The 13,068-nt window shown below is 69.4% G+C and carries 10 protein-coding genes; 7 read left to right on the forward strand and 3 right to left on the reverse strand.

All coding sequences use genetic code 11. From position 1 onward, the window contains the following. From V7Q39_RS03505 to V7Q39_RS03525, 5 genes are all read left to right on the forward strand, one after another. The coding region (locus tag V7Q39_RS03505) for a MupA/Atu3671 family FMN-dependent luciferase-like monooxygenase (RefSeq protein WP_333815015.1) at positions 1–4,271 on the forward strand (4,271 nt) is incomplete at its 5' end. Beyond that, positions 4,268–4,915 carry a 4'-phosphopantetheinyl transferase family protein gene (locus V7Q39_RS03510; protein WP_333815017.1) on the forward strand — a complete coding sequence of 216 codons (648 nt, stop codon included), beginning with the start codon at positions 4,268–4,270 and terminating at the stop codon, positions 4,913–4,915. The genes V7Q39_RS03505 and V7Q39_RS03510, both read left to right, overlap by 4 nt. Positions 4,916–4,917: 2 nt before the next feature. Continuing rightward, positions 4,918–5,862: a hypothetical protein gene (locus V7Q39_RS03515; RefSeq protein ID WP_333815080.1), complete on the forward strand. Its 945-nt coding sequence runs from the start codon at positions 4,918–4,920 to the stop codon at positions 5,860–5,862. A gap of 167 nt (positions 5,863–6,029) precedes the next feature. Next, complete coding sequence (locus V7Q39_RS03520) at positions 6,030–6,638, forward strand: polysaccharide biosynthesis/export family protein (protein WP_333815018.1); 609 nt, start codon at positions 6,030–6,032, stop codon at positions 6,636–6,638. 6 nt (positions 6,639–6,644) lie between these two features. Then, entirely contained in the window at positions 6,645–7,988 is a 1,344-nt protein-coding gene (locus tag V7Q39_RS03525; RefSeq protein WP_333815019.1) for an outer membrane beta-barrel protein, read from the forward strand. Between the two features lie 36 nt (positions 7,989–8,024). Here V7Q39_RS03525 and V7Q39_RS03530 read toward each other — a convergent pair whose 3' ends face one another. Further along, entirely contained in the window at positions 8,025–8,984 is a 960-nt protein-coding gene (locus V7Q39_RS03530) for a glycosyltransferase family 2 protein (RefSeq protein ID WP_333815021.1), read from the reverse strand. Beyond that, the gene (locus V7Q39_RS03535; RefSeq protein ID WP_333815022.1) at positions 8,981–9,751 is read right to left on the reverse strand and encodes a WecB/TagA/CpsF family glycosyltransferase; all 771 of its coding nucleotides are present in this window, start codon (positions 9,749–9,751) and stop codon (positions 8,981–8,983) included. Before V7Q39_RS03535 ends, V7Q39_RS03530 begins: the two co-directional genes overlap by 4 nt. A 179-nt stretch (positions 9,752–9,930) precedes the next feature. Between V7Q39_RS03535 and V7Q39_RS03540 the strand changes: the two genes are divergently transcribed. Further along, a complete protein-coding gene (locus V7Q39_RS03540) occupies positions 9,931–10,821 on the forward strand; it encodes a glycosyltransferase family 2 protein (RefSeq protein ID WP_333815023.1) in 891 nt (296 codons plus the stop codon). Positions 10,822–10,823: 2 nt separating this feature from the next. Continuing rightward, positions 10,824–12,056, forward strand: a complete 1,233-nt coding sequence (locus tag V7Q39_RS03545; RefSeq protein ID WP_333815024.1) for a glycosyltransferase — start codon at positions 10,824–10,826, stop codon at positions 12,054–12,056. 3 nt (positions 12,057–12,059) lie between these two features. On the opposite strand, the gene V7Q39_RS03550 is transcribed toward V7Q39_RS03545, so the two are convergent. After that, complete coding sequence (locus tag V7Q39_RS03550; protein ID WP_333815025.1) at positions 12,060–13,031, reverse strand: glycosyltransferase family 2 protein; 972 nt, start codon at positions 13,029–13,031, stop codon at positions 12,060–12,062. Between the last annotated feature and the right edge of the window lie 37 nt (positions 13,032–13,068).

Raw genomic sequence — 13,068 nt, forward strand, 5'->3', positions numbered from 1 at the left:
TCCACGACGGCCCCCTGCCCGGCTACGCGGGCCTGAACGCCCCGGTCTGGGCGCTTTTGAACGGCGAGACGAGCCATGCGATCACCTGGCATCTGATGACCGCCGGGATCGACGAGGGCGAGGTGCTGGCGACCCGCAGCTTCCCCATCGAGGCCGACGACACCGCCTTCTCCCTGAATGCCCGCTGCTTCGCCGCCGCCGTGGACAGCTTCCCCGAGGTGATCACCGCGATGGAGGCCGGCGGCCACCCGCGCCAGCCGCAGGCCCAGGGTGCGCGCAAGGTCTGGCGCCGGGCCGGCCGCCCCCGCGCGGGCGGGCTCCTGGACTTCACGCAACCGGCGGAAACACTCGCCCGGACCGTCAGAGCGCTTGACCACGGCGGCTATCGCAACCCCCTTGCTGTCGCCAAAGTCGCGGTGCTGGGCCAGCTCTGGGCCGTAGGCCGGGCCGAAGTCATCCCCGGCAACGGCGCTCCCGGAACGGTGCTGGGCCGTGAGCCTGACTACCTCGACGTTGCCTGCGCCACTGGTGCGGTGCGGCTTTCCGGCCTCACCTGCCTCAAGGGCCTGCCCATCGACACCGCCCGCGCCGGGGCGATGCTCGCCTCGCCCACCGAAGCCGAAGCCTCGGCGCTGGACGCCGCCCTCGCCCCTGTGGCCGAGGCCGAACCCCGCCTGCGCGGCCTTCTTCTGAAGCCCGACCCCGCGCTTATCTCCGCAGCTGCCACCGCCCCGGACTGGCAGCAAATCCCGCTCCCCGCCGCAGGAGCCACCTGGCTGGCCCTCGCCGCGCTCCGTGCCCTCGGCCGCAGCGGCGGCGACATCGCCTTCACGTCCGGCCAGGACTCCGCACCCGGCCATGTGCTGCCCTGGGTGCCCGTACGGCTTAACGCCTCCGGCCCCGCGATGGCTGCCGAGGCGCGTGTCGCCAAGGCGTTCGACGATGCCAAGGCTGCAACCGGCCTCGCCGCCGACCTCGCGCTCCGTGAACCCGCCCTCACCGCGCTCACCCCGTCCGGCCTTGCGGTCAGCGAAGGGTCTGGGCCGCTAGCCGGAACCGTGGTGACGCTTGCGGGCAACGCGCTCTGGCATGACGCCACCCAGCTTTTGCCCGCTGAAGCCGCGACCCTCGCCGCCCGGATCACCCGGCTCCTCTCCGAAATGGCCGCGCATCCCGATGCCGATCTCGCCGACCTCAACCCGCTCTCCCAAGCGGAAACCCAAGTCTATGCCAAAGCTCTGCAAGCCACCGCGCGCGACTACGATCGCAGCCTGACCATCCCGGCCGCAATCCTTGCCCAGGCGCAACGGACCCCGGACGCCGTGGCCGTCATCGCGGGCGAGACGAAGCTCACCTATGCCGACCTCGCCGCCCGCGCGGCCCGGATCGCCCATACCCTGCGCAGCATGAATGTCGCGCGCGGCACCCTCGTCGGTCTCGCCTGCCGCCGTTCGACAGACATGGTCGCAGGCGCGCTCGGCATCCAGCTGGCAGGCGCAGCCTATGTCCCGATGGACCCCGCCTACCCCGCCGACCGCCTCGCGCTTTACGCCGAGGATTCCGGTTGCCCCGTCATCGTCACCGAAAGCGCCGTCGCCGAAGCCCTGCCGCAAGGTCCGGCGCGCCTTGTGCTCGACACCGACCCGCGCCTCGCCGCCGCCCCCACAACCCCGCCGGCCGGCCCCGGCGCCGAGGATCCGGCCTATGTGATCTACACCTCCGGCTCCACCGGCAGGCCCAAGGGCGTCGTCGTCACCCACCGCAACGCATTGAACTTCTTCGCGGGCATGGACGATGTGCTCGGCACCGATCCCGGCACCTGGCTCGCCGTCACCTCACTTTCCTTCGACATCTCGATCCTGGAGCTGTTCTGGACGCTGACCAACGGCTTCACCGTCGTCCTCGCCGACGATGCCGCGCGGGTTCGGCCTTCGGGCGGGACATCCAGCGCAGCGGGCGTCAGCGCGCGGGGGATGGAGTTCAGCGTCTACTATTGGGGCAACGACGACCTGCCCGGCCCCGCGAAATACGAGCTTCTGCTTGAAGGCGCGAAATTTGCCGATTCCAACGGCTTCTGCGCCATCTGGACGCCCGAGCGCCACTTCCACGCCTTCGGCGGCCCCTATCCCAACCCCTCCGTCACCGGCGCGGCGGCGGCGGCGATCACGAAAAACATCGGTGTCCGCGCAGGCAGCATCGTCGCGCCGCTGCACCATCCCGCAAGGATCGCCGAGGAATGGGCGATCATCGACAACCTGACCAACGGGCGCGCGGGTCTTGCCTTCGCATCGGGCTGGCAGCCGGACGATTTCGTCCTGCGGCCCGAGAACACGCCCCCCGCCAACCGCCAGGCGCTGTTCGACGCCCTTGATCAGGTGCGACGGCTCTGGCGCGGCGAGGCGGTGGAGTTTCCGCGCAAGGACGGCACCCCCTTCGCCGTGAAAACCCAGCCTCGCCCGGTCTCGCCCGAAGTCCAGGTCTGGGTCACGACCGCGGGCAACCCCGAAACCTGGCGCGACGCGGGCAAGGCCGGGGCGAACGTGCTGACCCACCTTCTGGGCCAGTCCATCGCCGAGGTCGCCGACAAGGTGAAGCTCTACCGCGCCGCGCTGGCTGAGGCCGGGCATGACCCGAAGCGCCACAAGGTCACGCTGATGCTGCACACCTATCTGGCATCGGACCGTGAGGCCGCGCGGGACATCGCGCGCGAGCCGATGAAGGACTATCTGCGCTCGGCAGCAGCGCTGATCAAGCAATATGCCTGGGCCTTCCCGGCCTTCAAGAAGCCGCAGGGCATGGCGAACCCGATGGACATCGACCTCGGCTCGCTGGCACCGGACGAGCTGGAAGCGATCCTCGACTTCGCCTTCCTGCGCTACTTCGACGATTCGGGCCTCTTCGGCACCGTGGAAGATGCGGTGAAGCGGGTCGAAGAGCTGAAGGCCATCGACATCGACGAGATCGCCTGCCTGATCGACTATGGCATCCCGACGCCCGTGGTGCTGGAAGGCCTGAAGCCGGTGGCGGAGGTGCTGCGCATCACGAACGCGGGCGCAGAAGCCGATGCCACGATGGCGGGCCTGATCCAGCGCCATGGTGTCACGCACCTGCAATGCACCCCCTCGATGGCCCGGATGCTGGCCGAAGATGAAGGCGCCCGCGCGGCGCTGAAGGGCCTGAAGCGGATGCTCGTCGGCGGCGAGGCTCTGACGGGCCGTCTGGCGGGCGATCTTGCCGGCCTGATCGGCGCGCCTGTCCTGAACATGTATGGCCCGACCGAGACGACGATCTGGTCCTCGGTCGAGGCGACGACCGGCGCAGAGGGCGTGGTCAACATCGGTCAACCCATTGCAAACACGGCGCTTTATGTGCTGGACGATGCGCAGGCTCCGGTCGCCGATGGCGCAGCGGGAGAGCTGTGGATCGGCGGCGAGGGCGTTGCCCAGGGCTACTTCCAGCGCCCCGACCTGACCGCCGACCGTTTCCACCCCGATCCTTTCGCCGGGCACGGCCGGATGTATCGTACTGGTGACCTCGTCCGCCGCCGCCCGGATGGCAAGCTCGACTATCTCGGCCGCGCCGACTTCCAGGTCAAGATCCGCGGCCACCGGATCGAGCTGGGCGAGATCGAGACGGCGCTGGAAGCCGCAGCGGGCATCCGGCAGGCCGTCGTCATCGCCCGCGAGGATCAGCCCGGCGACGTGCGCCTTGTGGGTTATGTCACCGCCGACGGCCCGGTCGACGAAGCGGCTCTCAAGGTCAGTCTCGCGGCGCATCTGCCCGAGGTCATGGTCCCGGCCCATATCGTGAAGCTCGACGCCTTCCCGCTGACGCCGAACGGCAAGATCGACCGCAAGGCCCTGCCCGCGCCCTTCGCGTCAACCTCCGCTGCGGCGAAACCCGCGGTCGCGCTGGAAGGCGGGATCGAGGAGACCATCGCGGCGGTCTGGGCGAAGGTGCTGGGCGTGCCACAGGTCGGGCGGGCGGACAACTTCTTCACGCTCGGCGGCCATTCGCTTCTGGCGGTGCAGGCGCATCGCGAGATGAAGGCCGCGCTGAACTCCGACCGGCTGGCGATCACCGATATCTTCCGCTTCCCCGTGCTCTCGGCCCTTGCCGCACATCTGGGCAAATCCCTGCCTGCGGCATCGCCGATCGGCACCCCTGCAACCCCACCGGCCCCCGCGGCGGAAACAGCTCCGGACAGCCGGATGGATGCGATGGCCCGCCGCCGGGCGATGCGTGAAGCGCGGGAGAAGGCGCTGGGATGACCAGCGCGCCCGTCGCGGTCGAAGCGGCGCTTCGGTCGCTCTTCCCCGCCGGGGTCGCTGTCGCTGTCGAACCCATCGGCCCGGCCGGCGCCACCCAGCTCTGGCCCGAGGAGCAACCGGCGATGGCAGGTGCCGTCCCCGCCCGGCTGGCGGAATTCGTCGCCGGACGCAGCGCCGCGCGGCAGGTACTGGCCCAACTCGGCCACCCGCCGCAGGCCCTGCCGATGGGTCCGGACCGCGCCGCGATCTGGCCCCGGGGCATCTCCGGCTCCATCGCCCATGCGGCAGGCCTCGCCATCGCGGTTGCCCGGCGTGGCGCACCGGTTGGCGTCGACATCGAGGACGATACCGCCCTTGCGCCCGACCTCTGGCCGATCCTCTGCCGACCCGAGGAACTGCAGCGGCTGGGCGACGACATCGGCAAAGGCGTCAAGCGCCTCTTCTGCGCCAAGGAGGCCGTCTTCAAGGCGCAGGCTCCGGACAGCCGGGCGATGTTCGGGCATGAAACGCTCTCGGTCACTCTTGCCAAGGACCGCTTCGATGCCCAGCTCCTGACCGATGCCGGGGCTTTCCGGGCCGGACAGGTCGTCCCGGGCCGGATCACCGGGACACAGGGGCTGATTCTGGCAGGGGTGGCGGTGTGACGATGACGCGACGGTCGGCACTTCTGGCGGGACTGGCGGCGCTTGTCGGCGGCGGCGGGCTTTATACGCTGTTCTCCCGGCCGCCCTCCGCTGCCACAGTCCGCGCGCGCCTCTCCGGCACGCATCCCGCCCCGACCGGACCGCTGTCGGTCTTCCACCTCGGCCACAGCCTCGTCAACCGCGACATGCCGGCGATGCTGGCCCAGCTCGCCCCGGCGGGCCACCGCTACGACAGCCAGCTCGGCTGGGGCACCACGCTGCAGGCGCATTGGGGCGATGCGGCGATCAACGGATTCGAGGCCGAGAATGCGCATCCCCGCTTCCGCCCCGCGCATGAGGCGGTGGCCAGCGGCGACTACGACGCCATCGTCCTGACCGAAATGGTCGAAATCCGCGCCTCGATCCGCTGGTATGAGAGCCCGGAATACCTGGCCCGCTGGGCGGAAAAGGCCCTGGCCGCGCGGCCCGACGTGCGGCTCTACCTCTATGAGACCTGGCACCAGCTGGACGATCCCGAAGGCTGGCTGACCCGGCTGGACCTCGACCATGAACGCTACTGGCTGCGCCAGGTGCTGGGACCGGCGCTGCGGAAATTGCCCAAGGGGGCGCAAATCCACCTGATCCCGGCAGGCCCGGTGCTGGCCGCCTTCGTCCGCGCGGTCGAGGCGCGGGGCGGCGTAGGCAATGTCCGCGACCGCAGCGATCTCTTCGCCCGCAACGACGACGGATCGCTGGACGTGATCCATCTCAATGACCTCGGGAACTACCTGGTCGCCCTGGTGCATTTCGCCGTGCTTTACCACGCCTCTCCCCTCGGCCTGCCGCATCTCCTGACGAAGGCCGACGGCACCCCGGCCATCGCACCCGGTCCCGAAACGGCACAGCTCATGCAAGAGGTGACGGCCCAGGTCGTCGACGCGCTGGGGTTGTCGGGCATCCGCGCCTGATGTGACAAATCGGCCACCGCGCCCACCAAACGGGCGACGGGGGCCGGGCTCACCCTGATTCGGCCGGTTTCCGGGTGCATTTCCTCTTTCCGAACCGGCGCGAGCCAAATACTCTTGGGTAGTTGCAGTCGCGCCCTGTCTTGACTGGACGCAAGGGAGTATTTTCGATGTCCATCCTTCGCCGCCTGGCCGCCACCCTTCTTCTGCTTCCGCTTCTGGCGGTCTCGTCCTCGGCCCAGGATTACCGGGTCCGTGCGGGCGACGTGCTGCAGATCGAGGTTCTGGAAGACGCCACCCTGAATCGCACGGCGATCGTGCTGCCCGACGGCCAGATCTCGCTGCCGCTGGCCGGGTCGGTGCGGGCCGCCGGTCGCAGCCTGGCCCAGGTGCAGGCCGATCTTGCCAGCCGCCTCGCCCCGAACTTCGCCACCCCGCCCACCGTCTATGTGACGCTCAACGCGCTGGCCGAGCGTACGCCCTCCACCCCGGCAGCGCCGCGTCTGGTGGATATCTACGTCCTCGGCGCCGCGAACACCCCCGGCAAGGTCGACGTCAAGCCGGGTGCCACGCTGTTGCAGGCGCTGGCCCAGGCAGGCGGCGTCTCGCCCTTCGGCGCCAAGAAGCGTATCCAGCTGCGCCGGGTCGACAAGTCCGGGGTGGAAAAGGTCTACAAGTTCGACCTCGACGCCATCGAGCGTGGCGAAGCCGGTGGTGGCGCGACGCGCCTGATGTCCGGCGATGTGATCGTCATCCCGCAGCGCAAACTGTTCGAGTAATCGCCCATGCGCCGCTCCGGCCTCGCCCTTGGCGGTTTCTGTGCCGTCAGCGCAGCCCTGTGTTCCTCTGCCGCGCTGGCGCAGGACGGCGGCGTGCGCATGGTCTTCGGGCTGGAGAACCGGCTGGAAATCTCGCGCAACACCGACCTGTCGGTTCCGGCCACCGGGACCGAAGTCACCGACGTCACCCGCCTGTCCTTCGGCCTCTTCAGCGAGACGCAGATCGACCGGCTGGAGTTTTCCGCCTCGGGCGCCCTGATCGCCGAGAATGCGGCGGGCGGCGGCGGGACGGAATTCGACTTCGGGCGTGGCGCGGCCGAGCTGGCCTACCATCGCGAGGTTCCGGCCGCGGTCTTCGACCTGGGCGGCTACTATCGCAGCGACGACATCGACGCCTTCGACGATGCGTTCGACGACTTCGATGAAACCGGCACCCGCACCGATTTCGGCGCGAATGTCGGGCTGGAGCTGGGGCGGACCTCCGCCATCGGCTTCGCCATCGGGGTGGCATACGACGCGACCGACTACCAGGATGCCTCGGACCCCGACCTCCATGACGTCGAGGGAACCCGCGCCGATGCGGCGGTGATCCTGCACGCCTCGGAAACCGTGACGGGCCGCCTCGGCCTGCGCTATAGCCTGCGCGAGGAAGAAGACCCTGCCGCGACCCGGACCGAAGCGCTGACCAGCTATGCCGGGCTCGACTACGCGATCAGCGACCGGCTCGCTCTGGCCGCCGAGATCGGCTATTCCGAAGTCGAGACCGAGGAATTCGGCGTCACCGACCGGACCACCGGACCCGACCTCCGCCTTGGCCTCACCTACGACATGCCGGTCGGCACGGCGCTGGCGCTGTTCCGCGTCACCACCGACGACGACGAAGGCCAGCGCGAGACCTTCGAGATCGGGCGCGACCTGGAAACCCCGACCAACACCATTTCCGCCCGCCTCGGCATCACCCATGCTGACGAGGCGGGAACCGACCTGATCGGGCGGCTCGCCATCGACCGCCGGCTTCCCGACGGCAGCCTGGGCCTGCGGCTGGAGCGCAGCGTCGTCTTCGACGACGATGACGACGAATCGGAAGTGGTATCGCTGGCCTCCATCAGCTGGACGAAGAACGTGAACGAGATTTCCTCGATTTCGCTCGGCATCACCTACCAGCTCAGCGACGCGCCCTCCGAGCGGATCGAGCAGGTCTCCTTCGGCGCGGGCTACAGCCGCGAACTGACCGCCGACTGGACCCTGAACAGCGGTGTCGGCTACCGCGTGCGCAACGATGCCGACGGCCACGCGGAATCGCCGACGCTCTTCGTCTCGCTCAGCCGCGAGTTCGAGTTCCGGCCCTGATTCGAAGCGCTTGAGGGCGGGGTGCCGATCCCGCCGTCAGGCTTTCCTTCCGCCCCCGAACAGCTGCCGCAGCGCATGTCCGGTCAGGTCGCGCAGGAAATGCGGCGGACCGCCGGGAATCTTCGGCTGCACCAGACGCCGCGCCTGCAGGATCATCGCCCCCGCCAGATGCGCCAGCGTCGCCCCCACCGCCCGTCCCGTCCCGCCCGACTTGCGGAAATAGTGCCAGCGGCTGTCGAACCAGTAACCCGGCACCCGCTTCCAGGTCTTCATCCCCGTCGAGACCGAGCCGATATGCTCCACCCGGCTTTCACGCACGAAATGCGTGGGCCAGCCGGCTTCGGCGGCTCGGCGGCAGAGGTCGGTTTCCTCGAAATACAGGAAGAAGGTCTCGTCGAAGACGCCGACCGTCTGCAGCACCTGGTCACGCATCATCATGCTGGCCCCCGCCAGCCAGTCGACCGGGCCGCTGACCTCCGGCACGCCTATGGTGACGGACCGGCCCGCCAGCAGACGCGAGATCGGCCCGCTCCGCGCCGCGCCCTCGAATTCCGAGGCCGCCGAGGGGAAGCGGAAACAGGTGACATGCACCTCGCCATCCGGCCCGTGGATATAGCTGCCAGCAAAGCCCACTTTCGGATGCGCCTCCAGATAATCCAGCAGCAGCCGGATCGCATCGGGCGCCGGGAAGGCGTCCGAATTGAGAATATAGACATAGTCCGGTCGCACACCCCCCGGCAGGCCCAGCTTGATCCCAACGTTGTTCCCCGCGCCAAAGCCGCCATTCCGCCCCGACTGCACCACCCGGAACCGGGGCCGGTCGCGCAACGCCTCGCTCATCCGCTCGAAGGACCCGTCACCAGAATCGTTGTCGACCACAACGATCCCGCCCGCGATCCCCTCCATCGCGCGCTCCGCCGCATCGGCCGATTTCAGCGTCATCTCCGCCGTGCGCCAGTTCAGGATCACGGTCAGGACGGTCGGGTCGCGGCTCATTTGCGGCTCCCCCGCGCGGTTAGCGCCTGCCCGGCCAGCGAAGGCATGACCAGCGCGCAGTCCAGATAGCGCCGCGCCAGCCGGCGCGGGTTGGTCAGCATCCGCCACAGCCATTCCATCGCGATCCTGCGCACCCAGACCGGCGCGCGGGTCTGGTGGCCCGCGATGAAATCCAGCCCCGCCCCGATCGACAGAAAGCCCAGCTGCGGATGCCGCGCCAGCCCCCGCGCGGCCAGCAGCTCCTGCTTTGGCGCCCCCAGCGCCAGCAGGCAGATCCGCGCGCCCGAGGCGGCGACCTGGTCCAAAAGCGCATCCGCCGCAGCGCTTTCCGGATCGAAACCATAGGGCGGCGCCAGGCAGGCCGCGACCTCCAGCCCCGGATAGTCTGCCTTCAGCCGCTCCGCCGCCAAGGCCAGCACCGTCCCGGTCGAGCCGAGGAAGGCCACCGGCGCCCCCAGCCGCGCCGCCAGCGCCGCCATCGGCGCGATCAGCTCCGACCCCGGCACCAGGCTGACCGGTCGCCCGGCCAGCCGCGACAGCCAGACGATGGGGTTGCCATCCGCGACCACATGGCTGTGCGCCCGGTAGGCCCGCAGGAAAGCCGGGGTCCGCCGCATCTTCACCACATGGTCCAGGTTCAGCGTCGCGATGGCAAAGCCCTTCCCCGCCTTCAACTGCGCCTCGACATCGGCCAGAAGCGCTGCCTCGGTCGGGAAATTCACCACGGAAAGCACGTCGAAATGCGCAAGGCCCGTCCCATCACTCACAATCAATATCCTCCGCCATTCTGTCGTCACAACTGTCTGGCACAGGGCCAGACTGACAGGCGATTGTTCATTCCTCGTCAAGCAGATAGTCTTTGCTTTACAGGGTCCAACAGGGTTTTTTCGTGGCATTGGCGCGGAAGTCGTTCGAAAATCTGCCGGATCAGCCGGTTTGTGCACCGATGCTGTCCATCGTCGTGCCGACCTTCCGGCGCGAGGCCTACCTGCCCCCGCTCTTCGCCGCCGTGGGGGAACAAGTGGCCGCCCTCCCCGATCCAGTGGAACTGGTGCTGGTCGACAATTCCCCCGAAGCCTCGGCCAAAGGCGTGTCCAAACCCGACTTCGTCCGCTACCTTCACGAACCCCGCACCGGCGTGGCCCATGCCCGCAACCGCGGCGTGGCCGAGGCATGGGGCAGCCATGTCATTTTCCTCGACGATGACGAGCTTCCCGCCCCCGGCTGGCTTGCCGCCTTTGCCACCGCCGCCCGCGGGGGCGCCTGTGCAGCCTTCGGCGCGGTGGAACCCCGGTTCGAGACCCCGCCTCCTCCCGCCCTCCACGCGCCTCTCGACCGCATCTTCAGCCGCCGTCTGCCCGCCAGCCCCGGCGCCGAGGTGCAATCGCTCCGCGCCTACCTCGGCTCGGGCAATTCGATGTTCGCCCGCGCCACGCTGGCCCTGGTCGATCCGCCCTTCGACACCTCGTTCAACGCTGGCGGCGAGGATGTCTGGCTCTTCCGCCAGCTCGACGACCTGCATCATATCCCGATGATCTGGTGCCCCGAGGCGTTGGTTCACGAACTCGTCCCGCCCCGCCGGGTGACGATGGATTTCCTGCGGCAACGGCGGTTCAGCGACGGACAACTGCGCTGTCTGGTGGAAAGCGATGCCGGGGGGCTGCGCGCGACAGGCCGGGTCGCACTCTGGATGGCCGTCGGGGCGGCGCAACTGGTCATCTTCGGGCTGGCGGCAATCCTGACCCGGCGCTTCTCCGAATCGCGCGCAATCCGCTTCCAGCTGGCCGCGGTCGGGGGGGCGGGCAAGCTTCTCTGGTGGCGACGGCGCAAGGAATGATCATGGACAACGGCCCCATCGCCTATCTCACCGGCGACTACCCCAAGGTCTCGCACACCTTCATCCTGCGCGAGGTCGAGGCCGTCCGTGCCAGCGGCGTCCCCGTCCTTACCTGCTCGATCCGCCAGCCTGCCGAGGCCGAGTTCAAGGGCCAGGAAGAGCTTCGCGCCCGGGCCGAGACCTTCTACGTCAAATCCGCCGCGAAGAACCCGGCCCGGCTTCTGGCCGCGCATGGCCGGGCCATCCTGCGCAGCCCCGGCGCCTGGGTCCGGACGCTCGCGCTGGCGATCCGGATGCGCTCCCCCGGCCTCAAGGCGCTGATCTGGCAACTCTTCTACTTCCTCGAAGCCGGGGTTCTGGCCGACCACCTGCGTCGCAACCACGTCCGCCACCTGCACAATCATTTCGGCAATTCCAGCTGCTCGGTCGCGGTTCTCGCCGCCGAGCTTGCCGGCATCCCCTTCAGCTTCACCGAACACGGCCCCGCCATCTTCTTCGAGGTCGACCGCTGGTCGCTGCCGGAAAAGATCGCCCGCGCCGCCTTCGTGGTGGCGATCACCCATTTCTGCCGCTCGCAGCTGATGCTGTTCTCCGATCCCCGGCACTGGGACAAGATCACCATCGTCCATTGCGGCGTCGATCCCGCCGCCTACCGGCGCGACCCCGGCGGGTCGGGCAAACGGGTGGCCTTCGTCGGCAGGCTCGACCCGGTGAAGGGCGCGCTCCTTTTGATCGAAGCGATGGCCACCGTCCTCAAAGCCCACCCCGACGCGCGGCTCACCCTCGCCGGTGATGGCCCCGCCCGCGCCGGCGCCGAGGCCCGGGCCAGGGCGCTCGGCATCCAGAACGCCATCCACTTTGCGGGCTTCATGACCCAGGGCCAGGTCGCCGACCTTCTCGCGAATTCCGACCTGCTCGCGCTTCCCTCCTTCGCCGAAGGCCTGCCCGTCGTCTACATGGAGGCGCTGGCCAGCCGCATCCCGGTCGTCGCCAGCCGCGTCGCGGGGGTGCAGGAACTGGTCGAGGATGGCGTCACCGGCTACACCGTCCCGCCCGGCGACGTGGTCACTCTGGCCGACCGGATGATCCGCCTGATGGACGACCCTGCCACCGCGCAGGTGATGGGAGAGGCGGGCCGCAAGGCCGTGGAGGCCGGGTTCGACATCCGCCACGAGGGCGCCTGGCTTGCCGAAATCTTTCTGAACGGCGGGCCGGGCGGGCGGGTCCGCCCCTGATCCCTACTTGTACTCGATCAGCCGCGCCCGCCGCTTCCGCAGCCGGTTCAGGTGGTATTGCAGCACCCCCTGCGCCTCGGGGAACTTCGCCAGCAGCATGAAGACCCCCCGCTCCCAGCCATAACGCCGCGCCAGCCGCAGGGCCTGCAACGGATAGGCCGCAAGGATCAGCGCCGCCCATGGGGTGACGACCATCCCCACCAGCGCCACCAACGGCAGCGCCACCCCCCACAGCAGTGCGCGGCGCGTCTCGGCGACCCAGTGCCGCTCGGGCGGGGCACCATGCATCGCGGCCCCCTCGGCAAAGGCATGGCCGCCCCGCCGCGTGCGCTTCCACCACTGGCCGATCCGCGTCAGCGCGGCGTCATGCAGCGTCATCTCCCGGTCGATGCGCCAGATCTTCCACCCCGCCTGCCGCAGGCGGACGCACAACTCCGGCTCCTCCCCCGCGATAAGCCGCGGGTCATAGCCCCCCACCGCCGCGACCGCCGCCACCCGCATCAGCGCATCGCCCCCGCAGGCGCGCGCCTCGCCCGGCGGCGTATCCCATTCCGCATCGCAAAGCCGGTTCCAGATCGAGGCCTCGGGGTGAACCTCGCGCCGCCGCCCGCAGACGACGCCCACTTCGGGCCGCGCCTCCAGGAAATCCGACGCCGCCTCGATCCAGCCCGGCTGCATCCGGCAATCGCCATCGACGAACTGCACGAACTCCGGTTCACCCAGCTCCCGCAGCCGCGCGAAACCCTCGTTCCGCGCCCGCGCCGCGGTGAAGGGCACCGCCATGTCCAGCGCCACGACCTCGGCCCCCGCCGCCCGCGCCGCTGCCACGCTGCCGTCGGTCGATCCGGAGTCGACATAGACCAGCGGGCGCACCCAGCCGGGGAACGAGGCGAGGCAAGCCACCAGCCGCGCGCCTTCGTTGCGACCGATGATCACCGCGCCGACGCGGGCAGAAGACTGGGCCGGGTCGGTCACGCGCGGGGCTCTGGCAGGGGTTCGGTCATGCCCGACA

This window comes from Tabrizicola sp. (assembly GCF_036781545.1).
In the GTDB taxonomy this organism is placed as follows: domain Bacteria; phylum Pseudomonadota; class Alphaproteobacteria; order Rhodobacterales; family Rhodobacteraceae; genus Tabrizicola.

Excerpts from the sequence above, each read along its gene's own strand:
- V7Q39_RS03520 (WP_333815018.1), top strand. The coding sequence starts at position 6,030 with ATGTCCATCCTTCGCCGCCTGGCCGCCACCCTTCTTCTGCTTCCGCTT.
- V7Q39_RS03515 (WP_333815080.1), top strand. The coding sequence starts at position 4,918 with ATGACGCGACGGTCGGCACTTCTGGCGGGACTGGCGGCGCTTGTCGGC.
- V7Q39_RS03530 (WP_333815021.1), bottom strand. The coding sequence starts at position 8,984 with ATGAGCCGCGACCCGACCGTCCTGACCGTGATCCTGAACTGGCGCACG.
- V7Q39_RS03510 (WP_333815017.1), top strand. The coding sequence starts at position 4,268 with ATGACCAGCGCGCCCGTCGCGGTCGAAGCGGCGCTTCGGTCGCTCTTC.
- V7Q39_RS03545 (WP_333815024.1), top strand. The coding sequence starts at position 10,824 with ATGGACAACGGCCCCATCGCCTATCTCACCGGCGACTACCCCAAGGTC.
- V7Q39_RS03525 (WP_333815019.1), top strand. The coding sequence starts at position 6,645 with ATGCGCCGCTCCGGCCTCGCCCTTGGCGGTTTCTGTGCCGTCAGCGCA.
- V7Q39_RS03540 (WP_333815023.1), top strand. The coding sequence starts at position 9,931 with ATGCTGTCCATCGTCGTGCCGACCTTCCGGCGCGAGGCCTACCTGCCC.